Origin of the sequence: Halopseudomonas oceani, from assembly GCF_002903165.1 — a bacterium.
GTDB classification, from domain to species: domain Bacteria; phylum Pseudomonadota; class Gammaproteobacteria; order Pseudomonadales; family Pseudomonadaceae; genus Halopseudomonas; species Halopseudomonas oceani.
This window is the reverse complement of the sequence record NZ_PPSK01000003.1, coordinates 64,925-89,384: the sequence shown is the minus strand read 5'-3', so window position 1 is coordinate 89,384 and position 24,460 is coordinate 64,925. Positions and strand designations below refer to the sequence as shown.

Sequence of the window (24,460 nt, the reverse complement as noted above, 5' to 3'; positions counted from 1 at the left end):
CATGGCGGTCAGCATCCCGGTTGCGAAGCAGCAACTGTTCGACTATCCGCGTTACTGGGCCGAGTGTTTTGGCCCGGCCCCCTTCCTGCCAATGAGCAGGGAAGAGATGGATCTGCTCGGCTGGGACAGCTGCGACGTGATCATTGTTACTGGCGACGCCTATGTCGACCATCCGTCTTTTGGTATGGCGATTATTGGTCGCCTGCTTGAGGCGCAGGGCTATCGCGTCGGAATCATCAGCCAGCCGGACTGGCACAGCAAGGATGATTTCATGAAACTGGGCAAGCCAAACCTGTTCTTCGGGGTGGCTGCCGGTAACATGGACTCGATGATCAACCGCTACACGGCTGATCGAAAGGTACGCTCCGATGATGCCTACACGCCCGGTGGCAGTGGTGGCAAACGTCCGGATCGCGCCAGCCTGGTTTACAGTCAGCGCTGCCGTGAAGCGTTCAAGGATGTGCCGGTGGTACTGGGGGGTATCGAAGCATCGTTGCGACGCATAGCCCACTATGACTATTGGCAGGACAAGGTTCGCCATTCGCTGCTGATCGATGCCAAGGCCGATATCCTGCTTTATGGCAACGCTGAGCGGGCTATTGTGGAGGTTGCGCACCGGCTGAGTCGGGGCGAGCCGATTCAGAGCATTACCGATATTCGCGGTACCGCCTTCGTTCGCCGCGACACGCCTGAGGGCTGGTTCGAGCTTGACTCGACTCGCATTGATCGGCCAGGCAAGATCGACAAAATCATCAATCCCTACATCAACACCCAGGACACCAGCGCCTGCGCGGTGGAGCAAGCCAAGGGGCCGGATCAGAACGACGATGACGGCGTCCAGGTGGTGGAGTTGCTGCCGCATCCCAGGCTGGAGCGTGATCGTACGGTGATCCGTCTACCTGCGTTCGATAAGGTCAAAGGCGATCCGGTTCTCTATGCGCACGCCAACCGCGTGCTGCATCTGGAAACCAATCCGGGTAACGCCCGTGCGCTGGTGCAGCGTCATGGCGATCGGGATGTGTGGTTCAACCCGCCGCCGATTCCGCTTTCCACCGAAGAGATGGACTACGTATTCGGTCTACCGTATGCCCGTGTGCCGCATCCGGCTTATGGCGATCAGCGTATTCCTGCGTACGAGATGATCCGTTTCTCGGTCAATATCATGCGCGGTTGTTTTGGCGGCTGCACCTTCTGCTCGATCACCGAGCACGAGGGGCGCATCATCCAGAACCGCTCGCACGACTCCATCATTCGCGAGATCGAAGAAATTCGTGATCGTGTGCCCGGCTTTACCGGGGTCATTTCCGATCTGGGTGGGCCGACCGCCAATATGTATCGCATTGCCTGCAAGAGCCCAGAGATCGAAGCGGCGTGCCGCAAGCCCTCCTGTGTCTTCCCGGGCATTTGTGAAAACCTCAATACCGATCACTCCTCGCTGATCTCGCTGTACCGCAAGGCGCGCGACCTGCCTGGCGTGAAGAAGATTTTGATCGCTTCAGGCCTGCGCTATGACCTGGCGGTGGAATCACCGGAATACGTCAAGGAACTGGTCACCCATCATGTGGGTGGCTACCTGAAGATTGCGCCTGAGCACACCGAAGAAGGCCCGCTGACCAAGATGATGAAGCCGGGCATCGGCTCTTATGATCGGTTCAAGCAGATGTTCGAGAAGTTCTCGAAAGAGGCGGGCAAAGAGCAGTACCTGATCCCGTATTTCATCGCAGCGCACCCGGGGACGACCGACGAAGACATGATGAATCTGGCGCTTTGGCTCAAGCGCAATGGCTTCCGCGCGGATCAGGTGCAGGCGTTCTACCCCTCACCGATGGCGACGGCGACGGCGATGTATCACTCGGGCAAGAACCCGTTGCGCAAGGTGACCTACAAGAGCGACGGCGTCAGCATCGTCAAGGGCGAGCGTCAGCGCCGGCTGCACAAGGCTTTCCTGCGCTACCACGACCCGAACAACTGGCCGCTGCTGCGTGAAGCGCTGACCAATATGGGGCGCGCTGATCTGATCGGCAACGGCAAGCACCAGTTGATTCCGGCATTCCAGCCGGCAATGTCCGGTTACCAGAGCGCTCGACGCAAAAACTCAACACCGGCTGGCAGCAAAAAGGCAGGGCGCTTACTTACCCAGCATACTGGGCTGCCACCGCGTGATACCGGTGCCGGCAAGGGCACCGGCAAACCGGGTAAACGCAAGCCGGCCCGCCGGGGCTAAACGCGACGGTTCTATTGCGCTGATAGCGGTTTTCGAATGGCCGTTGCGTGCGCTTACGCCTACAGTGAATAGCAGGCAGCGCGGTAAGTCGCTGCCCCTACACGGAGGGCGTCGTCATGCTGAGTGAAGTCTGGATGCGGTGGTGGGCTGACTATGCCGCAGCGGCGGTCTGTTAGCGGCACCGCCCTCAGAGCAGGCTAAGGTCACTTTCGGCCTTTTGCTCACGCCAGTGCTGCAGTTGCTCGCGTAGTTGGCTCAGCTCAACCGGCTTGGCCATATGGCCGTTCATTCCTGCCTTGCGCGCCCGTTCGCGGTGCTCGGGAAGAATGTGGGCGGTTAGGGCGATGATTGGCACCGGCTGGCTACCCGAGCGCTGTTCCCACTGGCGAATTCGCTCGGCGGCAGTAAATCCGTCCATCTCCGGCATCTCACAGTCCATCAATACCAGGTCGAACGGTTGCTGCTGTACCGCTTCCAAAGCCATGGCGCCATTTTCCACAGCTGTGGCAGACACCTGCAGCTTCGCCAGCATTCCCAGAATCACCTTGGTCGAGATAGCGTTGTCTTCGGCGATCAGTACTCTGAAGTTGTCGCTGCTCTGCTCGGTACTGGGCTGGTCGCGGTCACTGCTGTCGAGAGCAGGGGTGCTGCGTTGTGTCCATTCGTCGATCAGGGTGGTCCGCAGGGTGTAGCCGGCGACCGGTTTGCTGAGAATGCGACGAATACCGGCATTGCGGGCGATCACCCGGCTGGGTACTTGATTGATACCGGTCAGCATGATGATCAGCAGTTCTTTGTTGATGACCGGGTCGTCCTTGATGCGTGCAGCGAGCTCCACGCCACTCATGCCGGGCATTGACTGGTCGAGCAGGATAATCTCGAACGGGTTGCCAAGATTGGCCTGGCTACGCAGCAGGGCCAGTGCCTCGCGGCCACTCGAGGCGCACTGGGCACGCATGCCCCAGGCGGCGGTCTGTTGCTGCAGTACCTTGCGGCAGGTGGCGTTGTCGTCGACGATCAGCACGTTACGATCGGTCAGGCTGTTGCCGTCGGTATTGGCGTCAGTGCTTGCGTCCAGGCTGGTTGCCGGGAGGGTAAACCAGACGGTAGTCCCTTGGTCACTGCCGTACTTGATACCGAGCTGTCCTTTCATCATGTTGATCAACTGGCGGGTAATCACCAGTGGCAACTTGCCGTCGGTATCGGACTGATCCAGGAAACGGGTAACCTTGAAGTCGCTGTTGAGCAGGCTGCTGCGCGCGTCCTCCGGCATCCCTGCGCCGGTATCCTGGATGGCGAAGCGCAGCAGTGTGCTGCCATCTTTCTGATCCAGGCCAACAACCAGCAGCACTTCGCCTTGCTCGGTGTAGTGCAGTGCGTTGGCCAGCAGGTTCATCAGTATCTGGCGCAGGCGGGTGGGGTCGCCCTGCATGGTGCGGGGTACGTCGGGGTGCACAAAGCCGATCAGTTCGATGCCCTGGCCTTCGGCGCGGGCGCGGTAGATATCGAGACAGTCATTGACCAGTGCGTGCAGGTCAAACTGAACCCGCTCGAGCGTCAGCTGGCCCGACTCCAGCCGCGACATATCGAGAATTTCGTTGATCAGGTTGAGCAGGTCGTTGCCGGAGCCGTGAATGGTTTGCACGTAATCGCGCTGCTTGGCGGACAACGCAGTGTCGAGCAGCAGTTCGCTCATGCCGAGCACCCCGTTCATCGGGGTCCGGATCTCGTGGCTGATCCGGGCTAGAAACTCAGCTTTGGCGCGTTGCTCTGCCCGAGCAGTGGCATTGTCCTGCCGGTCACGCACGCGGCGGGTGATGATGTTTTGCAGGCGCAGGTAGAGGCTCCAGCTGTAGCCAACCAGGGCGCTCCATAACAACAGCTCGGCAATGTACGCTTCCGGGAGTTGCTCTTCGGCCAGCGCCTCCATAAGGCCGTTGCCGAGCAACAGACAGGTAGCAAGGGTGAAGGCGATATCCAGACGCTGCTGCCGGGTGCGCAGCCAACTGATCAGCAGCAGGATTGCCGCTGGCAGACCGAGATGAATGGTATGTGTCAGCAGGCGGAACAGCGATGGGAATGCCGCGCAGCTGGCTGCCAGCATCGCCGTCACAATCGCTGTTGCGTAGATTGCGTTACGGTACTTGCGCTGGGTCGGCCCGCCGAGCACTGAGCAGGTAAGCAGTGCCAGCAGCGGGTAAGCGCTGAGGTGGACGATTTCTCCCGAATGGCTGTGCAAGCGAGGCATGGCCTCGGCGATCCAGCTTAGGTTGCTAAGGCTGCTGACCGACATCAGCAGGCTGGCTACGGCGAGCAACAGGTGGAATGGATCGCGGCCGAGCACGCCATGCAGGATGCAGTGCAGAACCAGTGCCAGCATCAGACCGACCAGAATGCCCTGCATGGTCTGCTGCATGCTGTGTCGTGCGGAAGCCTCCTTGACGTCAAGCAGCGCGATGCGGGTACTCAGCGGGTAGTCGCTCTGCAGGCGCAGGATCAGCGTGTCGCCAGTGCTGGTGCTGGCTTCAAGGGGGAAGGCAAAGCCATGGAATGGCAGTGGCTTGGTCGCTGGTGGCAGTCGGCTGCCGGTGCGATAGAGCTGGCTGGTTTCGCCGTTCTGCAGGCGATACACCTCAATCAGACCGATCGCAGGGTTTTCCAGCGTCAGCAGCTTGTTCTCGACGTTGTCGAGATTAATCTCGACCCAGAGCGCACCCGCATTGCCGGGCAGCCTCAAGGGTGAAGAAGGGGCGGGTACAAACCGATTGGCGTAACGGTTGGAGAGGATGTCCTGCAGCAGCAGGTCGCCGCTGGCGTCGATGTAGGTACGGTAAGCGGGTGTGCCGCTTTCCACCGTATCGATCCAGGTAGTAAACGTGAAAGCAATGCCCAGAATCAGGGCAAGCATCAACGAGCCGATATGCTTCACGAGTGAGTCCTGTCCTTGGTCTGGATGTCCGGTTGATACAACGCGAGAGCCAGTATAGCGCAGCGATTGGGTAGCAGAAACGCAACGGCCGGACAGTGTAGTGTCCGGCCGTGCCTTGGTCAGGTCTCCCGCGCGATGGCTCGGTAGCCAATGTCGTTGCGGAAGAAACTTCCGTTCCAGCTAATCTGTCGGGCCAGCTCATAGGCACCCTGCTGGGCGGCACTGACGGTTTCACCCAGGGCGGTTGCGCAGAGCACGCGACCACCGCTGGTGGTGACGTTGCCATCCTTCAACGCTGTGCCAGCATGGAATACCTTACCGCTGTCGCTGACGGCTTTGTCCAGCCCGCTGATGACGTCGCCCTTGGCGTAGTCCCCAGGGTAGCCGCCAGCAGCGAGCACGACACCGAGACTGCAGCGTGGGTCCCATTGAGCACTTACCTGATCGAGTGTGCCGGCATTGGCGGCTTCAACCAGAGCAACCAGGCTTGATTGCAGGCGCAGCATGATCGGCTGGGTTTCAGGATCGCCAAACCGGCAGTTGAACTCGATCACCTTGGGGTTGCCTTCAGCGTCGATCATCAGACCAGCGTACAGGAAGCCGGTATAGACGTTGCCTTCGGCAGCCATGCCGCGCACGGTTGGCCAGATGACTTGTTCCATGACCCGTTGGTGGACCGCGTCGGTGACCACAGGGGCTGGCGAGTAGGCGCCCATTCCGCCAGTGTTGGGGCCGGTATCGCCGTCGCCAACACGTTTGTGGTCCTGGCTGGTGGCCATCGGCAGGACGTGCTCACCGTCGACCATGACAATGAAGCTGGCTTCTTCGCCATCCAGAAACTCCTCAATCACCACGCGCGAGCCGGCTTCACCAAAGGCGTTGCCAGCCAGCATGTCGCGCACGGCATCCTCGGCCTCGGCCAGGGTCATCGCGACGATCACGCCCTTGCCCGCAGCCAGACCGTCCGCCTTGATCACAATGGGCGCGCCCTTTTCTTGGAGGTAGGCGAGGGCGGGCTCGATCTCGGTGAAGTTCTGGTACTCGGCGGTCGGGATCTGGTGACGCGCCAGGAAGTCCTTGGTGAAGGCCTTGGAGCCTTCCAGTTGTGCGGCACCGGCGGTTGGCCCGAAACAGGCGAGGCCATGTTCGCGGAAGCGATCGACGACGCCGGCAACCAGCGGAGCCTCGGGGCCGACGATGGTCAGGGCGACGTTGCCCTTGGCAAAGGCGACCAACGCGTCCAGGTCCAGTACGTCGATCGCGACATTTTCGCACTTGGCCTCGATTGCTGTGCCGGCGTTACCCGGGGCGACAAATACCTTCTCGACGCGCTCATCCTGCGCCACTTTCCACGCCAGCGCGTGCTCACGCCCGCCGCTGCCGATAATCAGTACATTCATGTAACTCTCCTATGGAGAGAGCTTCAAGCTTCAAGCTGCAAGCGGCGCTGTGGGGCGCTCTGCTTGCGGCTTGCGGCTTGCGGCTCAGGGATTAGTGGCGGAAATGGCGCATGCCGGTGAAGACCATGGCAATGCCGGCTTCGTCGGCTGCGTCAATCACTTCCTGATCGCGCATGGAGCCGCCAGGCTGGATAACTGCGCTGATGCCCACCTTGGCGGCGTTGTCGATGCCGTCGCGGAACGGGAAGAAGGCGTCTGACGCCATCACGGCACCTTCAACCGGCAGGCCGGCATGCTCGGCTTTGATGGCGGCAATGCGGGCGGAGTTGACGCGGCTCATCTGGCCGGCGCCGACACCGATGGTCTGGCGGCCTTTGGCGTAGACGATGGCATTGGATTTGACGAACTTGGCAACCTTCCAGGCGAACACCAGATCGTGGATTTCCTGTTCGGTTGGCGCACGCTTGGTGACTACCTTCAGGTCATCTACGGTGATCATGCCGGTGTCGCGGCTCTGTACCAGCAGGCCGCCATTGACACGCTTGTAGTCCCAGTCAGCGTGGCGCTCGGTGCCCCATTCGCCGCACTCGAGCAGGCGAACGTTGGCCTTGGCGGCAACCGCAGCGCGGGCTTCGGCGCTGATGCGCGGGGCGATGATGACTTCAACGAACTGACGCTCGACGATGGCAGCGGCGGTGGCGCCGTCCAGCTCGCGGTTGAAGGCGATAATACCGCCGAAAGCGGATTCGCTGTCGGTGGCCCATGCCAGATCGTAGGCTTTGCGGATGCCGCCTTCGTCTTCCGGGACCACGGCAACGCCGCAGGGGTTGGCGTGCTTGACGATGACGCAGGCTGGCTTGGTGAAGCTCTTGACGCATTCCAGCGCGGCGTCGGTGTCGGCTACATTGTTGTAGGACAATTCCTTGCCCTGCAGCTGGGTTGCGGTGGCGATGCTGGCTTCGGCGGGCGCTGCTTCCTTGTAGAAGGCTGCGGCCTGATGCGGATTCTCGCCGTAGCGCATGTCCTGCACTTTAATAAACTGGCTGTTGAAGGTGCGCGGGAAGGCGGCGCGGTCTTCGGTGCTCAGCGTCTCGCGGGTCTGCTCGATAGTACCGAGGTAGTTGGCGATCATGCCGTCGTAGGCGGCGGTGTGCTCGAAGGCCTTGAGGGCCAGATCGAAGCGCTGAGCGTAGGTCAGGCCGCCGCTTTTCAGCGCTTCAAGGATGTCGCTGTAGTCGCAGGCATTGACCACGATGGCAACGTCCTTGTGGTTCTTCGCTGCACTGCGAACCATGGTCGGACCGCCAATATCGATGTTCTCGATGGCATCGGGCAGGGTGCAGCCGGGCTTGGCAACGGTTGCCGCGAAGGGGTAGAGATTGACCACGACCATATCGATCGGCTGGATGCCGTGCTTCGCCATGACCTCGCCGTCGATATCGCGACGGCCGAGAATGCCACCGTGGATTTTCGGATGCAGGGTCTTGACCCGGCCGTCCATCATTTCCGGAAAGCCGGTGTAATCGGCTACTTCAACAGCCTTGATACCCTGTTCACAGAGCAGCTTGTAGGTGCCGCCGGTGGAGAGGATTTCAACGCCCTGAGCGCTGAGCTCGCGGGCAAAGTCGACGATGCCAGTCTTGTCGGAAACGCTGATCAGTGCGCGGCGTACCGGCAGGCGGGTAGTTTGATCGGTCATCTTGGATCCAGGCTAGGTTCAAAATTCAGCTTCAGGCGCTAGGCCTCAAGCGTCAAGTGGAGGCAATGCTGGCTTGCAGCTTCAGAGCAATCCGTACTGTTTGAGTTTCTTGCGCAGCGTACCGCGGTTCAGGCCCAGCACTTCGGAGGCTCTGGTCTGATTGCCTTTGACGTAGTTCATCACGCTTTCGAGCAACGGGGCTTCGACTTCAGACAGCACCATGTTGTAGACGTCGGTGACGTCCTGGCCTTCGAGGTGCTGAAAGTAGTTGTGCAGAGCCTCTTCTACGCTGTCACGCAGTGTTCTCGGGGTGCGAATGTCATCGATCCCGGTTGGCGGGAGGGTGGGTTGACTGCTGTCACTCACGGTGTGGCTTCCATCAGGTAGGGTGGTGTCGTAAATCATGCTGCTAGATCTCCTTCCAGCAGACGGGCGAAGTGATGCGCGATGGCGATGTGTTGCTGGTGCGCATCATTGATGCGGTTGAATTCGCGGCGAAACTCGGTGGCGCCAGGCAGCGTCTGCAGGTACCAGCCGACGTGCTTACGCGCAATGCGTGCACCGTGCTCATCGCCGTAGAATGCGTGCAGTGCGTCCAGGTGGCTTTGCAGAATCTGCTGCTGTTCGGCCAGTTCAGGGGCAGCCAATTGCTCGCCGGTGCGCAGGAAATGATCAATCTCACGGAAGATCCAGGGGCGGCCCTGAGCGGCACGGCCGATCATCACGGCATCGGCGCCGGTATGTGCGAGCACCTGCTTGGCCTTTTCGGCGCTGGTGATGTCGCCGTTGGCGAACACCGGGATATTGATGCTCTGCTTGACGGCGGCAATGGTGTCGTACTCGGCGTGACCGGTGTATAGCTCGGAGCGGGTGCGGCCATGCACGGCAAGCGCCTGAATGCCACTGTCTTCGGCAATCCGGGCTACGCGCAGGGCGTTGCGGTTTTCCGGATCCCAGCCAGTTCGTATTTTCAGGGTAACGGGGATATCGACGGCCTGAACCACGGCCTCGCAGATGGCCGCAACCAGCGGTTCGTCACGCAGCAACGCTGAGCCAGCGGCCTTGTTGCAGACCTTCTTTGCCGGGCACCCCATGTTGATGTCGATGATTTGGGCGCCGAGTGCCGCGTTCATCCGGGCGGCTTCGGCCATCATCTCGGGTTCGCCGCCGGCGATCTGCACCGAGCGGGGTTCTGGCTCGCCATCGTGGATTAGACGCAGGCGTGATTTACGGCTGTTCCACAGGCGGGTGTCGCTGGTCACCATCTCGGAGACTACCAAGCCGGCACCCAGTTGCCGGCATAGCTGCCGGAAGGGCTGATCGGTAACGCCGGCCATAGGGGCCAGAATCACACGATTGGCGAGCTGATAGGGTCCGATACTGATCACTGCTGGTCCATCCCTGTACTGTCGGTTTTCAGCGCGGCGAGCGGGTCGCCACGTCCCGTCCGCTCTGGCTCAGGGTGAAGATGGGCGAAAAGGGCGCACATAATACCCGCAAAGCATGACCGGTTAAAGACTGTTTTGAGTGTTTTTTGTACAGCTGACCAGCGAGTGTAGGCCAATTGAAAGCACCGTGCGACAGGCAACGGTGCTTGCCGACGAAAGGCTCAGGGGGCGACGAAGTCCAGTTGGTAGCTGGTTGCTTGCTGGGTTGGTGCAACCATGCTCAGTGCGATATGGATCGGAGTCTGCGATGGCATCAGAGTGCGCCCAGCCAGTTCGCCCGCCAGATACTCGGTCGGACGGAAGTCGTGAGTCGCCACGGTGCGGCCACGGCTGTCGCTGAACGCCATGCGAATCACCGGGAACGGCTGATCGTAGTCGGCGCGGTTGTAGATGATCAGGTTGATGTCCAGTGTGTTGGGGAATTCCGGGTGCGGCCGTACCAGCAAATTGCTGCTGCGAATCTGGCTGATATCGACCCGCGTCGGCAGGTGGCAGCCAGCTATCAGACACACGTTCTCCAACGCGGGGCGCAGGCGGTCGTCGCGCGACCAGGCTTCGAGGTTGTAGTAGGTGGCCTGAGCCGCCAGGCCTGCGAGTGCGAGCACGCAGAGTAGCCCCCACAGCCAGTTGTGCCGTGCCCGACGACGGCTCAGCGGCGCCTCGAAGTGCAGGGGCTCGTCTTCCAGATCCGGCAGTCGGATGTTCTCGGCGAACCCCGGTTCGAGCACATCTGTCTGCTCGTGGTCCTCCGCAGAGGTGGTCGAGGTGCCGAGGCTCGGCTCGCGGCGTAGGTCGCGCTGCATCAGTGGATGGTCGATGTCGTCATCCTGCAGGGGCAGCAAACGTGCATGCGGAGCGAAGGGCTGATGCGGCTGCTCTGGCTCGACTTCCGGTTGTTCTGAGGCCGCCGGCGCCGGTTGGGGCTGGGCATTCTGCGCTTGGGTGAACTCGCGGGCCGCCGGGGCGGCGCGGAAAGACTCGTCCAGATCGAGGTCTTCGTCGTCCAGGGCGCTCAGGCCTGACTCGGCGAACAGCTCGGTGCTGACCGTCTCGGCGAGTGAAGTCGGCACGTCACTGGTGTCCAGATCGGTATCCGCGCCTGGCGGGGGACTACCCTGGGGGCGCGGGTTGATTTCATCCAGTATCGATTCGTCCAGCCCAAGCGCTTCGAGGTCAAGGTCATCCAGTTCCAGATCGTCGTGGATTAGCAGGGTGTCCTGATTGACCGGCGAGCGCTTTGGTGGCGTTGGCTGCTCCGGCTTGCTCGGCGCGGGAGCTTGCGGCAGGGCGTTGAAGACCTTCAGGCAGGCACCGCAGCGAACGTTACCACCGGCAGCATGCAGCTGCTCATGAGTTAGGCGGAAGTGCGTCTTGCAGAATGGGCACTGGGTGACCTGCAGTTCACTCATGGATGGCCGGCTGTCCTGTTGCGGTGATTAGTCGTGCGATTGCGTATTCTGCCCGGATCAGGGGGGAGCTGTCACCGCCGCCGACCGCTGACCCGAATCCAGCCGTCCTGATTGGCAACCGGATCGAGCTCGAAGTCATTGTTGTAGGCCTCAAGTATCTCGTCAGTCTGTTCCGCGAGGATGCCGGACAGGGCCAGCAATCCACCGGGTTTAACCAGGCTGGCCAGGCGTGGTGCCAGGCTGACCAGCGGGCCGGCGAGGATATTCGCCACCAGTACATCGGCCGGTGCGTCCGGCATCTGTTCGGGCAGGTAGAGATCAAATCGCTCGTCGGCAATCTGGTTACGTCGGGCATTGTCGCGCGAGGCTTCCAGCGCCTGGATGTCAATATCGGTGCCGAGCGCGTGTTCTGCCCCCAGCAGCAGACCGGCGATAGCGAGGATGCCGGAGCCGCAACCGAAGTCGATCAGTGTCTTGCCTTGCAGTTGCTGTGCATCCAGCCATTGCAGGCAGAGTGCGGTGGTCGGGTGGGTGCCGGTACCGAACGCCAGACCGGGGTCCAGCAACAGGTTGACTGCGTTGGGCTCCGGTGCCGCGTGCCAGCTAGGAACGATCCACAGGCGTTCACCGAACCGCATGGGGTGGAAGTTGTCCATCCAGCTGCGCTCCCAGTCCTGGTCCTCAATCTTTTCCAGCTCGTGCGGCGGCAGCGTGGCTTGGCACAGCAGACGCAGGTGCTGGAGCAGGGCATCGGGGTCGGTGTCCGCTTCGAACAGGGCCAGCAGGTGGGTGTTTGACCAAAGCGGGGTGGTGCCAAGGTCTGGCTCGAAAATGGGTTGGTCTTCGGCGTCCATAAAGGTGACCGACACAGCGCCGAGTTCCAGTAACTGATCTTCCAGCGTGGGGGCCTGCTCAGGGGTGATGGCAAGACGCAGTTGCAGCCAGGACATAGGGGCTCCTTTGGAGCAGCTTTAAGCGGCAAGCTTCAAGCTGCAAGATCAGCAGAAAAAGAAGGGGAGCGATAATTCGCTCCCCCGAATGGTGCAGATAATACGCTGTGAGCTTGCAGCTTGCAGTTACTCCGCTGCCAGCTTGTGCTCCAGGTAGTGAATATTGACGCCGCCCTTGCAGAAGCCGGGGTCGCGTACCAGTTCACGGTGCAGTGCTGTGTTGGTCTTGATGCCGTCTACCACCAGTTCGTCGATGGCGTTGCGCATGCGTGCAAGCGCTTCATCACGGGTGGCGCCGTAGGCGATCAGCTTGCCGACCAGCGAGTCGTAGTTCGGCGGAACCTTGTAACCACTGTACAGGTGGGAGTCGACACGAATGCCGTTACCGCCCGGAGCGTGGAAGAAGGTAACCGTGCCGGGGCTGGGCATGAAGGTCTTCGGGTCTTCAGCGTTGATACGGCACTCGATGGCGTGGCCACGAATGACAACATCTTCCTGACGAATGCTCAGCGGCTGGCCCGATGCGACAAGGATCTGCTCCTTGACGATGTCGATGCCGGTGACCATTTCCGAAACCGGATGCTCAACCTGTACGCGGGTGTTCATTTCGATGAAATAGAACTCGCCGTTTTCATACAGGAACTCGAAGGTACCTGCACCGCGGTAACCCAGATCGATACAGGCCTGAACGCAGCGCGCCTGAACTTCTGCACGCGCCTTCTCGTCGATACCCGGTGCCGGGGCTTCTTCGATGATCTTCTGGTGACGGCGCTGCAGCGAGCAATCGCGGTCGCCCAGATGAACGGCGTTACCCTGGCCGTCTGACAGTACCTGCACTTCTACGTGACGCGGGTTGGTCAGGAACTTCTCCAGGTAAACCATCGGGTTGCCGAACGCGGCACCCGCTTCAACCTGGGTAAGCTTGATTGACTTGATCAGCTCGGCCTCTTCATGCACAACGCGCATGCCACGACCGCCGCCGCCGCCAGCGGCCTTGATGATGACCGGGTAGCCGACGCGCTGGGCAATCTTCAGGCACTCTGCTTCGTCTTCGGGCAGTGGGCCGTCGGAACCGGGTACGGTTGGTACGCCGGTTTCCTTCATGGCGGCAATCGCGGAGACCTTGTCACCCATCAGGCGGATGACGCTGGCGCTCGGGCCGATGAAGGTAAAGCCGGAGTTTTCCACCTGCTCGGCAAAGTCTGCACGCTCGGCGAGGAAGCCGTAGCCGGGGTGGATACCGTCAGCGCCGGTAACTTCTGCAGCGCTGATGATCGCCGGAATATTCAGGTAGGAGTCGGTCGCTGGTGCCGGGCCGATGCAGACGGTTTCGTCTGCCATGGCCAGGTGCATCAGCTCGCGGTCGGCAGTGGAGTGCACTGCCACGGTTTTCAGACCGAGTTCCTTGCACGCGCGGATCACGCGCAGGGCAATTTCACCTCGGTTGGCAACTAGTACTTTTTGCATCTAAGCCTCCGGCCCGGGCTCAGGCGATGCTGAACAGCGGTTGATCGAATTCGACCGGCTGGCCGTTGTCTACCAGAATCGCCTGGACCACGCCGCTCTTGTCGGCTTCGATGTGGTTCATCATCTTCATCGCTTCGACGATGCACAGTACGTCGCCCGCCTTGACGGTATGGCCTACTTCAACGAATACGGCCGCAGTCGGCGACGGCGAGCGGTAGAAGGTGCCAACCATCGGCGAGCGAACCAGATGGCCGCTCGGCTCTGCCGGTGCGGCAGGTTCGGCAGCCGGAGCAGCGGCCGGAGCGGGTGCGGCGGCAACCGGTGCTGGAGCAGGGGCTACCTGATACTGCGGTACCGGTGCGTGCTGGCTGTGACGGCTGATGCGAACCGACTCCTCGCCCTCATGTATTTCCAGTTCGTCGATGCCGGACTCTTCCAGAAGTTCGATGAGTTTTTTGACTTTGCGAATATCCATTGATGCGTGCACTCCAGAGCAGGTTTGCGTAATCAGTTTTGTTCGATCTTGTGTATCGCGGCTTGCAGGGCCAGCTCGTAGCCCTTGGCTCCCAGACCGCAGATCACTCCCTCGGCTACGTCCGAAAAGTAGGAGTGATGACGGAAGGGTTCGCGCTTATACACGTTGGATAAGTGAACTTCGATGAATGGGATGCTCACTGCGAGCAATGCGTCACGTATTGCGACGCTGGTATGGGTAAAAGCAGCCGGATTAATGATGATGAAGTCGATGGCTTCGTCACCCGCGGCGTGAATCCGTTCGATCAGTTCATGCTCTGCATTGCTTTGCAGGCTGAGCAGGTGGTGCCCCTGCTGGCTGGCCAGTTCGCGCAGGTGCTGGTTGATCTGATCCAGTGTTGTCGCGCCATAGACACCGGGTTCGCGGCTGCCGAGGCGGTTCAGGTTGGGTCCGTGCAGGACCAGGATACTGGCCATTGTCCGTGTATTCCGTTGCGGGACGGGAGGCTCTTTTGGAGTGACCCGTCAGTCAAGATTTTTCCGGCAGTTTGCCGTAATCAGATCGGCCTGTCCAGAAGCGGAATGTTGACATCAAATGTCAGCATGATGGCTGCATTATGGCGCAATCTTTTCCTGTCTGGACTGGCTTGCAAGGCTGCTGAATTCTTCCAGTGAGACTTCGCCTTGAATGCGCAGGTCACGCTGTTCCTGCCCGTTGCGAGCAAAAAACAGGTAAGCGGGAGGGCCAAATAGCTCGTGGCGGGTCAGCCAAGCGCGCTGGGCCGGGCTGTTGTCAGTCAGGTCAAGCTTGATACGGAGGTGGTCGGCCAGCAGTGCCTGTACCTCTGGCTGGCTAAGAATGGTGCGTTCCATGATCTTGCAACTGATGCACCAGTCAGCATAGACATCGACGATGGCTGGCTGGCCGCGTTCGGCAGCCACTGCCAGTTGACGCTCCAGTTCGGCTGGCTCCTTGATCAGGGTGAAGGCCGCGGAGGCGGGTTGTACGCTGCTACCACCGGTCAGTGGTTGTAATGGTCGCAGCGGGTCTTCGCCACCGGCAAGGGCGCCGAACAGGGCGGCTGCCGCATACAGGCCAAACAGCAGGGCAATGGTCTGGCGCAGGTAGTTGCCGCCTTGCATCAAGCCCAGACGAACAGCCAGGCCGGTGCTCAGCGCTGCCCACAAGGCGAGGCTTACCGGGCCCGGCAGTACACGTTCGAGCAACCAGATGGCGACCGCCAGCAAGCCAAAGCCGAAAAGATGCTTGACCGTTTCCATCCAAGGCCCTGAGCTGGGCAGCAGGCTCTTACCGAACAGGGTGATAACAATCAGCGGAACACCCATGCCGAGCCCCAAGGCAAAAAGGTTGAGGCCGCCACCGAGGGTGTCCCCGGTGCTGCTGATGTACACCAGTGCCCCTGCCAGAGGCGCCGAGATGCAAGGCGATACCACCAGTGTCGACAGTGCGCCCATGGCGGTTGCGCCCGTCAGCGAGCCGCCGTGGGCACGGCGGTTCAGGCGTTCGAGTGGCTCACGCAAAAACTCGGGCAGGCGCAGATCGAACAGGCCGAACATGGCCAGCGCAAACAGGACGAAGAACACCGCGAAAGTGCCCAGAATCCAGGGTGATTGCAGGCGCGCCTGCAGGTTGAGGGCGGCGCCGAAACTACCGATCAGGGCCCCGACAATAGCCAATGTCACTGCCATGCCAAGCACGTAGCCAAGTGCCAGTGACAGCGCACGGCCACGGCTGATGTGGCTGCGGCCCAGCACCATGCTGGACAGAATCGGCAGCATGGGCAGCACGCAGGGGGTGAACGTCAGGCCGATACCCCCGAGCAGAAACAGCAGCCAGGTCACCAGTCGGCCATGCTCTTGCGCAGCGGGCTGCGCCGCCGCTGTGGGCGCTGCTGCAGGCTGGCTGTCGTTGCTGGCAGGCGTGCCACCGGTCGCCGGTGTCGGCAGCTCCAGCATGACGGTTTCTGGCGGGTAGCAAAGACCCGCATCGGCGCAGCCCTGGAAACCGACCCGCAGCTGGGTTTGTCCGGCGCTCAATTGGTTGGTATCGAGCTGAATCTGCAATTGGTCGTAATAGACCTCGACGTCACCGAAGTACTCGTCGGTCTTGTGCTTGCCTTCCGGTAGTGCGATCTGCAGGTCCTCGTCGGGACTGTCGGGGTTGCTCAGGTGCAGGCGATGGCGATACAGGTAGTAGCCGGGCGCGATGTCAAAGATCACGGTGACCTGTTGAGGGTTGGCGTCGAGGATGTCGGGGCGAAAAGCCTGATGAACCGGCAGAAAGGTGCTTTGGCTGCTGCCACTCTGGATCAGGCCGGTCAGCGAGCCGTTACCAGCGAATTGGGCGTGGACGCTGGCGCTTAGCAGGAGCAGCAGCATCAGGCAAAAACGAAACGCGCGCATGGGATAACCGAGCGGAAAGTGGACGGTCATCATAAAGGCTGACGCTGGCTGGTGAAAGGCACTGGCCCTGAGGCGCAGTGCCACAATTGTTGCTTAATGGCTCAGCGGTTCAGATTCGGAAGGCGGAGACCGCTGACAGCAGGGCACGGCTGCGCTGGCTGATCTGCTGGGTGTGCTCGCGGGTGTGGGCGACCATACCAAGGTTAGCCTCACTCAGATGATTGATCTGCTGGCTGTTTTCGCGAATGGTGCGCACCCGGTCGGATTGCGCGTCGGTGTGTGTGGCGATGTGTTCGGCCAGTTCGGTGATGCGTTCGATGGCATTGACGATGCGGCCCAAGGCGGCGTCCGCCAGCTGACCTTGTTCGGCGGTACTGCGCGCTTGCTTGACCTGTTCTTCCATCTGCCCCGCCGACTGGCGCGCAACCTGCTGCAGGCGTTCGATCAGCTGGCGGATTTCCTGGGTGGAGCCGGCTGTGCGCTGGGCCAGTTGGCGCACCTCGTCGGCAACCACCGCAAAACCGCGGCCGGCTTCGCCGGCGCGTGCAGCCTCGATGGCCGCGTTGAGGGCCAGCAGATTGGTTTGCTCGGCAACGCCCTGAATGACTTCCAGCACACTGCCGATGGTATCGGACTCGGTGACCATGCGATCAATGGTGCGGGAGCTGTTCTGCACTTCCACCACTAATTGCTGCATCTGGGCAATGGTGCCGCCGATGACCTGCTGACCGTCGCGCACCTCGCGATTGGCCACCCTTGCCAGCTCGGCGCTTTCGCCGGCGTTGGTTGCCACCAGACGAATGGCTTCATCCATGCCACCGATATCCTGATTAATCGATTGGGTGTCGCGTTGCTGCTGCGCGGCGCGATCGTGGGTGTCGGCGGACAGCTGCTCCAGGTCGTTGCTGGTACCGCTGAGGGCTTCTGCCTGTTGGTTGATGGTGGTCACCAGTTCGATCAGGTACTGACGCAGCTGGTTGGCCGAGTGTTCGAGTTGCTTCAGTTCCTGTACCCGGCTCCGGGAGGATACCGGTTGGGTGAAATCACCGCTGGCGTAGGTGGAAAGCACCGGCGCAAACTGACTGATGCCGTTAGCGAGCGAGCGCTGCATGCGCTCGATCAGCACCGCGATCAAAATGATCATGGCGATGATTGCCAGTTGTACGTTGCGCACTTGCGTGGTGACGTTATCGCGCGCTGCGGTCAGCGCCGGGCGCATCTGCTCGGTCCCAGCCAGCAGACTGGCAATGCGCTCGCCGGTAATCTGCTGCAGCTTGGCCCGTTCGGCGATCAGCGCGCTGGTGCGCTCCAGCTCTGCCGGGTAGCGGCTAAGCAGCGATTGCAGGGTGCGCTTGTAGTCAGCGCCAGGGTCACTGGCTGCGGATTTGTTGCCGGTGTTGACGCCCAGCAGTGAGGCAAAGGGGTCGTTGCTGTTGTCCTGCTCTTCAACCACACCCAGCAGCGGCAGGGCATCGAGCTCATTTGCAGTGGTCCGGGTGCTGCGGATCAAGCGCTGCAGGTTCTCCAGCAGGGCCGGATCGTTCTGGCTGAACAGGCGCGCGCGGGCGATGCTGACACGAAACAGGTTGGCCTGCAGGTCGTCTATCAGACGGACATAGTCGGCTGCTGCCGTTGCGCCCTGTTGCTGGCCATTTCGGGCGTACTCGGCGAGGTGGTTGAGTTCTGCGAGGACTTCGCGTTCGGCTTGAATCAACAGTGCCTGTGGGTCGCCCGCCAGCTTGCCGACGGCCAGCAGGTCGGTCTGCATGAATTCGGCAAAGGTGGCCAGTGGCGCCTCCAGTGGCTGACGGATATCAGCTGGAAATTGCTGCAGGCTTTCCTGCAGCGCCGTCGCTGCGTGCTGCGCCTGCTGCAGCCGCAATGCGTCGCCGTGCAGGCGGTAGGCCTCGGTATTCTGCTGCAGCGATTGGGTCTGGCCAACGATATTGAGGTAGGCATCCATCAATGCGTAGGGGGCTTTTAGCGCCTGTTGCGACCACCAGAGACTGGCACCCAGCGTGACCCCTGCGGCGGCCAGTAGAACGGTGTTGATCAGGGTGAGGGATTTCAAGCGCATGGCAGTGCCCCGGACGATAATGGACTGCCTGGATAATAATGTCAGTTCTGTGACAGCTTGATGAATGCCGGCCTTGTGATGGCCATGGCAGGCCGCTGCCGTTTTCCGCAATGGTGGCGGCACATTCAGACAGCCGTGATATGCTGAGGCGCAGAACAGCCACAGGAGTCAGAATATGAAATTTGGCAAGCGGACCGCCGGTGCGGATGGGGACAGAAACAGCTCGCTGATTGGCAGCGTCCTTCTCGCTGTGGTGCTGATTTGGTTATTCATCTGCCTGCTGGTTGGCTGGTACTGGAGCAGCGAGCCGGACCTGGAGCCGGTTGCCGGTCCACCGACCCCGGAAATGGTCAGCGGTGAATACACCGCCCGCACCCTGCGTGGGATCGTTGAAACCTTGTTGGACAAACCTGGCGGATACCTTAGCAACGACATCATGCCGCCGGGTGTATGGCTCGATAATATGCCGCGCTGGGAGTACGGCGTGCTGGTTCAGGCTCGTGACATGACGCGCGCGCTGCGCCGAGATATGGCCCGGTCCCAGTCCCAGTCGACCGAAGATCGGGATCTGGTGAAAGCCGAGCCGCGCTTGCATTTCGACAACAACAGCTGGGCCATGCCGGCCAGTGAAAGCGAATACCGGGACGGCATTCGAGCCCTCGACAGCTATATCGTGCGGCTACAGAGCGGTGATGCTGACTTTTACTCCCGTGCCGACAATCTCTCCAGTTGGGTGAGCGATGTCAGTACACGTCTTGGCTCGTTGTCCCAGCGCCTGTCTGCCAGTGTCGGGCGCGCGCCGTTGACCACTGGTGGCAAGGTTGGTGAGACCACGCCCTGGCTGGAAATTGACAATGTGTTCTACGAGGCACGCGGTACCTCCTGGGCACTGGTGCAACTGCTGCGTGCTGTTGAGCACGATTTTGGCGATGTGCTGGAGAAGAAGAACGCGCTGGTAAGCCTGCAGCAGATCATTCGTGAGCTGGAAGCAACCCAGCAGACCCTGTGGAGCCCGATGGTGCTCAATGGCGATGGGTTCGGCGTGCTGGCCAACCACTCACTGGTAATGGCGAACTATCTGTCTCGCGCCAATGCCGGGATGATCGAACTTGGCCGCTTGCTGGAGCAGGGCTGATACGTGGATGAGCGTCAAGTCGCGGCCTATCTTCAGGCCTCGGGTGCAGAGCAGGTCATCCATGTCGATGAACAGGATCGTGAGCTGGGCGTCGTGTCGCGCGCCGATGCCCAGTCTCAGGGACTGATTACCCGCTGCACTTTCATTTTTGTCTTCAATTCTCGTGGCGAGTTGTGTGTGCATCAGCGTACAGCGCACAAGCGTCTGTATCCATCCTTCTGGGATGTTGCGGCTGGTGGTGTGGTGGCCGCCGGCGAAAGCTATTTGCTGGGCGCCGAGCGTGAGCTTGCCGAAGAGCTGGGCGTTGTGGGCGCTCCACTGACCGAACATTTTCGCTTTTTCTTCAACTCAGCCGAGAGCCAGCTCTGGGCTGGCGTGTTCAGCTGCTGCTGGGATGGGCCCCTGACGTTGCAGCCGGAGGAGGTGCAGGCGGTGCGCTGGGTTGATCCGCGTAGCGACTGGCAGCGTCCGGGCGAGCAATATGCGCCTGACTCTCAGGAAGCTCTGGCACGGCTGTTGCGGCAGTTTTAACTGGATATTCAGGCATGAAAAAAAACGGTTTGCAGGCCCTCGGCGGACTGGTGTATTCGACCGATTCCGGACGGCTGTGCCCGGATTGCGAACAGCCAGTGGCGCAATGCCGCTGTGCTGAACAGGCGATTCCCGAGGGTGATGGAATCGCCCGGGTGCGTCGGGAAACCAAGGGCCGTGGTGGCAAGACCGTGACCACAGTAACCGGTGTGCTGCTTAAGGCCGATGATCTCAAGGCGCTGGCCAAGCGGCTGAAGAATCGCTGCGGCTGTGGTGGCGCGGTTAAGGGTGGCATCATCGAAATTCAGGGCGACAAGGCTGATCAGCTCTGTGAGCTGCTGGTCGCTGAAGGCTTCAAGGTGAAGCGTTCGGGAGGCTGACAGTGAGTCTGCGTCAGCCGTTGCTGACTCACTGGCGTGATCGGAACGCGCAACGCCGGGTCTGGCACATTGCGCTGCCGTTGATTCTCTCCAATATCAGTGTCCCGCTAGTGGGGCTGGTCGATACTGCGGTTATTGGCCATCTCGACGCGGCCTATCATCTCGGCGCTGTTGCTGTCGGTAGCACTCTGTTTACCTTTGTACTCTGGGCGACCGGGTTTCTGCGCATGGGAACAACCGGGTTCGCGGCGCAGGCCTGTGGCAGCGGTGACGGCAACGCGCTGCGACGTATTCTGTTGCAGGCGATCTGGCTGGCGGTGTTGATCAGTCTGCTGGCCTGGTTGTTTCAAACGCCCTTGTTGAATCTGGGTCTGCACTACCTGCAAAGCAGTGAATCACTGCTGGAGCAAGCCCGAGCCTATTTCCAGATTCGTCTGTTCAGCCTGCCAGCTGCGCTGGCCAACTTTGTACTGATCGGCTGGTTTATCGGTGCCCAGAACAGTCGAGTGCCGTTTGCCATGCTGCTTACCGTGAACCTGACCAACATGTTGTTGGACCTGTTGCTGGTGGTCGGGCTGAAAATGGGCGTCGAGGGCGCTGCCTGGGCCAGCGTATGCGGGGACCTGCTGGGACTGCTGCTTGGTCTTGCGCTGCTGCGACCGACGCTGCGTCAGTATCCAGGGGTGTTTGACTGGGCGCGGGCGCTGCGGCTCAAGGGGGCAGCACCGCTGTTGCGGGTCAATCGCGATATTCTGATTCGTACTCTGGCCCTGCAGTTGGTTTTTTATCTTCTGGTTGTGCAGGGCGCGCAGTTGGGGGACGACGTGGTAGCGGCCAACGCGGTGCTGCTGAACTTCCTGCTTATTACCTCCCACGCGCTCGATGGGCTGGCGCATGCCCTTGAGGCGCTGGGAGGTCATGCGCTGGGCAAGCGGGACAAGCGCACGCTGGTTCGGGTGCTGGTGATCACCACTGTCTGGTCGCTGCTGCTTAGCCTGGTTTTTGTCGTAGCGTTTGCGTTCGGTGGTGGCCTGCTGATCCGGTTGCTGACGGACTTGCCGGACGTCAGGGCGCAAGCCCAGCAGTACCTGATTTGGGTCGCGGTCATGCCACTGCTGACGGTCTGGAGCTACCTGCTCGACGGACTTTTCATCGGGGCGTCGCGGGCGCTGGCAATGCGCAATACCATGTTGCTCGCGCTAGCCTGTTATCTGCCGCTGGCCTGGGCGTTGCAAGGGCAAGGCAACCACTTTGTCTGGTTTGGTTTTTTGACGTTTATGGCGTTACGCTCGCTGTTTTTGGGTGGCTGGTTTGTCTGGCTCTGGCGCACGGACCGCTGGATGCCTGCAAGTTAGTCGCGAGGCAGGGGATAGACACCCGGTGCAGGAATGGGAGAAGAGCAATGATCGAAGCGCCAATTCCGGCGGGTGAAGAGCAGCGCTTGGCTGCTCTCAGGTCCATGAAACTGCTGGATACGCCACCTGATCCGCACATTGATGCGCTGCTGCGCATCGCTCAGCGCCTGTTTGGCGTGGGTAGCGCGCTGGTGAGCCTGATTGACACTGATCGTCAGTGGTTCAAAGCGCGTATCGGCACCACCAGTCTTGAGGGGCCTCGCAACATATCATTCTGCGGCCACACCATTTTGTCTGAAGACATTCTCTACGTGCAGGATGCGCTGGTGGATGAGCGCTTTGTCGACAACCCGGCCGTTACCGGTCACCCCCATATTCGTTTTTATGCCGGTATCGCACTGCATGCGCCCGATGGCAGCAGGACCGGATCGTTTTGTGTGCACGATCCTGTACCCCGTGAGCTGACCGGCGTCGAGCGGGAAGCACTAAGCGATTTTCGCGAGCTTTTCGAGGCGTTGTTTGTCGCGCATCAGCTGCGCATGGATGCCGCCTGGTTGCAGGACGCGCTGGGACAGGCAGAGCGCAGGGCGCTGATTGATCCGCTGACCCAGCTGTGGAATCGGCAGGCGCTGCATGCCATGTTGCCGGCTTTGCTCAGCCGGGCCGAGCGCGAGGGGCTGAAAGTTGCCTTCATTTATGGCGATCTTGATCACTTCAAGCGGATTAACGACGAGCGCGGGCACGCTGGTGGTGACCAGGTACTGATCCAGTCCGGTCAGCGCATGGCGGCGGCAATTCGACCGCATGATCTGGCCTTGCGGCTGGGCGGTGAGGAGCTGGCGGTGCTGGCGCTGGTGCAGAGTCAGGGTGAGCTCGATATCATCGCCGAGCGCATGCGAGACTGTTTCTGTCGCCATCCGTTCGATCTGGACGATGGGCCGCTGAACGTGACCATAAGCCTGGGTACCGCGCTGGCGGAGGCGCAGGAGGTGGTGCCGGGCGGCCAGAATCTGATAGAACGCGCCGATGCCGCGCTCTATGTCGCCAAGCGGGAAGGGCGTAACCGGGTTGAACGCGGCTAGCGCGGTACTGCCGGTCGCAGCCACCAGTGCAGGTACCGGCCAAGGTGCTGGTACGCCGGGTGCTGGCTGTACCGCAGCTCGTATTCGATCAGGTCATCAAGGCTGCTGTTGCTGCTGAAAGGCTCCGGCATGTAGTCATAGAATACCCGCACGCCACTGGTGGCCAGGCAATTCAGGCCTGCCGCCGCGCTCCACTGCGCGGCATCGCGCGGGTCAACCGGCTGCTGGGGTGTCAGGCCGCTTTTGCCCTGGCCTGACAGCGGCCGTTTGCGCAGTTTCTTGAACTGCCCCTTGACCAGATTTTTGTAGATCAGCGCATCGCGGTTGTAGAACGCCAATGACAGCGCGCCGTTGGGCTGCAGCAGGGCGGCCAGTTGCTGCAGCGCCTGCGCCGGGTCGGCCAGCCATTCCAGCACCGCATGACAGACCACTAGATCGTATTGTTCACCTTGCGCCGTGAGGTTCTGCAGTGGTGCCTGCATGAAGCGCACGGGCAGGGCGGGGTTGCTGGCGTTGATACGCTCACGGGCCGTATCAAGCATCGCTTCGGACGGTTCGGCGACGGTCAGCTGATGGCCCATGCCGGCCAGCCAGCCGCTGATCTGGCCCAGTCCGGCACCAACGTCGAGAATGCGCAGCGGCGACTCTGGCTGCAGCAGGGCTGGCATCCATTGCTGCAGGTCGCGCTGCAGCACGGCCAGACGAATGGCGCCCTTGGGGCTGTCGTAGATGCGTTGGGCGAAACGGGCGCCCAGATGGTCGAAGTAGCGATCGGTCATGGTCGGACTCTGCCGTGCGGGCATAAAAAAAGCCAGCTTGTGGCCGGCTTTTTAGCGAGGCGAAACGCTTATTTTTGGTAAGCGTTTACAGCCTTAACGATTTCCGCACGGGCTTCTTCTGCGCCGCCCCAGCGGTCGATCTTGACCCACTTGCCAGGTTCGAGATCCTTGTAGTTCTCGAAGAAGTGCTGGATTTGCTGGATCAGCAGCTCCGGCAGGTCGGTGTATTCCTTGATGTCGCGGTACAGCACGCTCAGCTTGTCGTGCGGAACAGCAATCAGCTTGGCATCTCCGCCGCCATCGTCGGTCATGTGCAGTACGCCAACCGGGCGTGCGCGGATGACCGCGCCCGGAACAACCGGATGCGGGGTAACAACCAGAACGTCCAGCGGGTCGCCGTCGTCTGCCAGGGTGTTCGGGATGTAGCCGTAGTTGGCCGGGTAGAACATCGGGGTCGCCATGAAGCGGTCAACAAACAGCGTGCTGCTGTCCTTGTCGATCTCGTACTTGATCGGCGCGTGGTTGGCTGGGATTTCGATAGCGACGTAGATGTCGTTGGGAATGTCTTTGCCGGCGGGGATCTTGTCGTAGCTCATGGGTTACCTGAGGGGCCATAGTTGAAAACTGGCTGGCATTATAGGCGCATCGCCGGCTGATACCAAGCAAAAACGGGGTGAACCTTGGTCGTAGTTCGGGA

20 protein-coding genes are annotated in these 24,460 nt (G+C 60.9%); 6 read left to right on the top strand and 14 right to left on the bottom strand.

The features are described 5' to 3' along the window. Position 1 precedes the first annotated feature (1 nt). Positions 2-2,224 (top strand): YgiQ family radical SAM protein, encoded by a 2,223-nt coding sequence (locus tag C1949_RS04530; protein WP_104737285.1) that lies wholly within the window; start codon positions 2-4, stop codon positions 2,222-2,224. Positions 2,225-2,411: 187 nt separating this feature from the next. Here C1949_RS04530 and C1949_RS04525 read toward each other — a convergent pair whose 3' ends face one another. The 12 genes from C1949_RS04525 to C1949_RS04470 all read right to left on the bottom strand — a co-directional run bounded on the left by C1949_RS04525 (position 2,412) and on the right by C1949_RS04470 (position 18,501). Next, entirely contained in the window at positions 2,412-5,153 is a 2,742-nt protein-coding gene (locus tag C1949_RS04525; protein ID WP_104737284.1) for a response regulator, read from the bottom strand. Between the two features lie 119 nt (positions 5,154-5,272). Beyond that, positions 5,273-6,553 (bottom strand): phosphoribosylamine--glycine ligase, encoded by a 1,281-nt coding sequence (gene purD / locus C1949_RS04520; RefSeq protein ID WP_104737283.1) that lies wholly within the window; start codon positions 6,551-6,553, stop codon positions 5,273-5,275. Positions 6,554-6,644: 91 nt separating this feature from the next. Then, complete coding sequence (gene purH, locus C1949_RS04515) at positions 6,645-8,252, bottom strand: bifunctional phosphoribosylaminoimidazolecarboxamide formyltransferase/IMP cyclohydrolase (protein WP_104737282.1); 1,608 nt, start codon at positions 8,250-8,252, stop codon at positions 6,645-6,647. An 81-nt stretch (positions 8,253-8,333) separates the two neighbouring features. Beyond that, the gene (gene fis, locus C1949_RS04510) at positions 8,334-8,657 is read right to left on the bottom strand and encodes a DNA-binding transcriptional regulator Fis (protein ID WP_104737281.1); all 324 of its coding nucleotides are present in this window, start codon (positions 8,655-8,657) and stop codon (positions 8,334-8,336) included. Then, the gene (dusB, locus tag C1949_RS04505; protein ID WP_104737482.1) at positions 8,654-9,589 is read right to left on the bottom strand and encodes a tRNA dihydrouridine synthase DusB; all 936 of its coding nucleotides are present in this window, start codon (positions 9,587-9,589) and stop codon (positions 8,654-8,656) included. Before dusB ends, fis begins: the two co-directional genes overlap by 4 nt. A gap of 272 nt (positions 9,590-9,861) precedes the next feature. Then, entirely contained in the window at positions 9,862-11,109 is a 1,248-nt protein-coding gene (locus C1949_RS04500; protein WP_104737280.1) for a DUF3426 domain-containing protein, read from the bottom strand. Positions 11,110-11,180: 71 nt separating this feature from the next. Then, the gene (gene prmA, locus C1949_RS04495) at positions 11,181-12,059 is read right to left on the bottom strand and encodes a 50S ribosomal protein L11 methyltransferase (protein ID WP_104737279.1); all 879 of its coding nucleotides are present in this window, start codon (positions 12,057-12,059) and stop codon (positions 11,181-11,183) included. Between the two features lie 126 nt (positions 12,060-12,185). Beyond that, positions 12,186-13,526: an acetyl-CoA carboxylase biotin carboxylase subunit gene (accC, locus tag C1949_RS04490; RefSeq protein ID WP_104737278.1), complete on the bottom strand. Its 1,341-nt coding sequence runs from the start codon at positions 13,524-13,526 to the stop codon at positions 12,186-12,188. A 19-nt stretch (positions 13,527-13,545) separates the two neighbouring features. Further along, entirely contained in the window at positions 13,546-14,001 is a 456-nt protein-coding gene (gene accB, locus C1949_RS04485) for an acetyl-CoA carboxylase biotin carboxyl carrier protein (RefSeq protein ID WP_104737277.1), read from the bottom strand. A 32-nt stretch (positions 14,002-14,033) separates the two neighbouring features. Further along, entirely contained in the window at positions 14,034-14,477 is a 444-nt protein-coding gene (gene aroQ / locus C1949_RS04480; protein WP_104737276.1) for a type II 3-dehydroquinate dehydratase, read from the bottom strand. Between the two features lie 138 nt (positions 14,478-14,615). Continuing rightward, positions 14,616-16,424: a protein-disulfide reductase DsbD gene (gene dsbD, locus C1949_RS04475; protein WP_104737481.1), complete on the bottom strand. Its 1,809-nt coding sequence runs from the start codon at positions 16,422-16,424 to the stop codon at positions 14,616-14,618. A gap of 109 nt (positions 16,425-16,533) precedes the next feature. After that, positions 16,534-18,501, bottom strand: a complete 1,968-nt coding sequence (locus tag C1949_RS04470; protein WP_104737275.1) for a methyl-accepting chemotaxis protein — start codon at positions 18,499-18,501, stop codon at positions 16,534-16,536. A gap of 175 nt (positions 18,502-18,676) precedes the next feature. Here C1949_RS04470 and C1949_RS04465 point away from each other — a divergent pair, with 175 nt between their 5' ends. Genes C1949_RS04465 through C1949_RS04445 form a run of 5 tightly spaced genes read left to right on the top strand, consistent with a single transcriptional unit; the run spans position 18,677 to position 22,984 of the window. Further along, positions 18,677-19,636 (top strand): DUF2333 family protein, encoded by a 960-nt coding sequence (locus C1949_RS04465; RefSeq protein ID WP_104737274.1) that lies wholly within the window; start codon positions 18,677-18,679, stop codon positions 19,634-19,636. Positions 19,637-19,639: 3 nt separating this feature from the next. Next, positions 19,640-20,167 (top strand): NUDIX hydrolase, encoded by a 528-nt coding sequence (locus C1949_RS04460; protein ID WP_104737273.1) that lies wholly within the window; start codon positions 19,640-19,642, stop codon positions 20,165-20,167. Positions 20,168-20,181: 14 nt separating this feature from the next. Beyond that, positions 20,182-20,547 carry a translation initiation factor Sui1 gene (locus tag C1949_RS04455; RefSeq protein WP_104737272.1) on the top strand — a complete coding sequence of 122 codons (366 nt, stop codon included), beginning with the start codon at positions 20,182-20,184 and terminating at the stop codon, positions 20,545-20,547. A gap of 2 nt (positions 20,548-20,549) precedes the next feature. Beyond that, positions 20,550-21,902 carry an MATE family efflux transporter gene (locus C1949_RS04450; protein WP_229744288.1) on the top strand — a complete coding sequence of 451 codons (1,353 nt, stop codon included), beginning with the start codon at positions 20,550-20,552 and terminating at the stop codon, positions 21,900-21,902. A 47-nt stretch (positions 21,903-21,949) separates the two neighbouring features. Then, positions 21,950-22,984 (top strand): sensor domain-containing diguanylate cyclase, encoded by a 1,035-nt coding sequence (locus tag C1949_RS04445; RefSeq protein ID WP_104737271.1) that lies wholly within the window; start codon positions 21,950-21,952, stop codon positions 22,982-22,984. Here C1949_RS04445 and C1949_RS04440 read toward each other — a convergent pair. Further along, positions 22,981-23,763 carry a methyltransferase domain-containing protein gene (locus C1949_RS04440; RefSeq protein ID WP_104737270.1) on the bottom strand — a complete coding sequence of 261 codons (783 nt, stop codon included), beginning with the start codon at positions 23,761-23,763 and terminating at the stop codon, positions 22,981-22,983. The two genes, C1949_RS04445 and C1949_RS04440, sit on opposite strands and share 4 nt — an antisense overlap. 68 nt (positions 23,764-23,831) lie before the next feature. Further along, on the bottom strand, positions 23,832-24,359 hold the full coding sequence (ppa, locus tag C1949_RS04435) for an inorganic diphosphatase (RefSeq protein ID WP_104737269.1): 528 nt from the start codon (positions 24,357-24,359) through the stop codon (positions 23,832-23,834). Positions 24,360-24,460 lie beyond the last annotated feature (101 nt).

What these genes read in the sequence shown, in the direction of transcription:
- C1949_RS04500 (WP_104737280.1), bottom strand. Translation starts at nt 11,109, where the DNA reads ATGAGTGAACTGCAGGTCACCCAGTGCCCATTCTGCAAGACGCACTTC.
- ppa (WP_104737269.1), bottom strand. Translation starts at nt 24,359, where the DNA reads ATGAGCTACGACAAGATCCCCGCCGGCAAAGACATTCCCAACGACATC.
- aroQ (WP_104737276.1), bottom strand. Translation starts at nt 14,477, where the DNA reads ATGGCCAGTATCCTGGTCCTGCACGGACCCAACCTGAACCGCCTCGGC.
- purH (WP_104737282.1), bottom strand. Translation starts at nt 8,252, where the DNA reads ATGACCGATCAAACTACCCGCCTGCCGGTACGCCGCGCACTGATCAGC.
- C1949_RS04455 (WP_104737272.1), top strand. Translation starts at nt 20,182, where the DNA reads ATGAAAAAAAACGGTTTGCAGGCCCTCGGCGGACTGGTGTATTCGACC.
- purD (WP_104737283.1), bottom strand. Translation starts at nt 6,553, where the DNA reads ATGAATGTACTGATTATCGGCAGCGGCGGGCGTGAGCACGCGCTGGCG.
- C1949_RS04530 (WP_104737285.1), top strand. Translation starts at nt 2, where the DNA reads ATGGCGGTCAGCATCCCGGTTGCGAAGCAGCAACTGTTCGACTATCCG.
- dsbD (WP_104737481.1), bottom strand. Translation starts at nt 16,424, where the DNA reads ATGCGCGCGTTTCGTTTTTGCCTGATGCTGCTGCTCCTGCTAAGCGCC.
- C1949_RS04465 (WP_104737274.1), top strand. Translation starts at nt 18,677, where the DNA reads ATGAAATTTGGCAAGCGGACCGCCGGTGCGGATGGGGACAGAAACAGC.
- C1949_RS04440 (WP_104737270.1), bottom strand. Translation starts at nt 23,763, where the DNA reads ATGACCGATCGCTACTTCGACCATCTGGGCGCCCGTTTCGCCCAACGC.
- accB (WP_104737277.1), bottom strand. Translation starts at nt 14,001, where the DNA reads ATGGATATTCGCAAAGTCAAAAAACTCATCGAACTTCTGGAAGAGTCC.
- prmA (WP_104737279.1), bottom strand. Translation starts at nt 12,059, where the DNA reads ATGTCCTGGCTGCAACTGCGTCTTGCCATCACCCCTGAGCAGGCCCCC.
- fis (WP_104737281.1), bottom strand. Translation starts at nt 8,657, where the DNA reads ATGATTTACGACACCACCCTACCTGATGGAAGCCACACCGTGAGTGAC.
- C1949_RS04445 (WP_104737271.1), top strand. Translation starts at nt 21,950, where the DNA reads ATGATCGAAGCGCCAATTCCGGCGGGTGAAGAGCAGCGCTTGGCTGCT.
- dusB (WP_104737482.1), bottom strand. Translation starts at nt 9,589, where the DNA reads ATGGCCGGCGTTACCGATCAGCCCTTCCGGCAGCTATGCCGGCAACTG.
- accC (WP_104737278.1), bottom strand. Translation starts at nt 13,526, where the DNA reads ATGCAAAAAGTACTAGTTGCCAACCGAGGTGAAATTGCCCTGCGCGTG.
- C1949_RS04470 (WP_104737275.1), bottom strand. Translation starts at nt 18,501, where the DNA reads ATGCGCTTGAAATCCCTCACCCTGATCAACACCGTTCTACTGGCCGCC.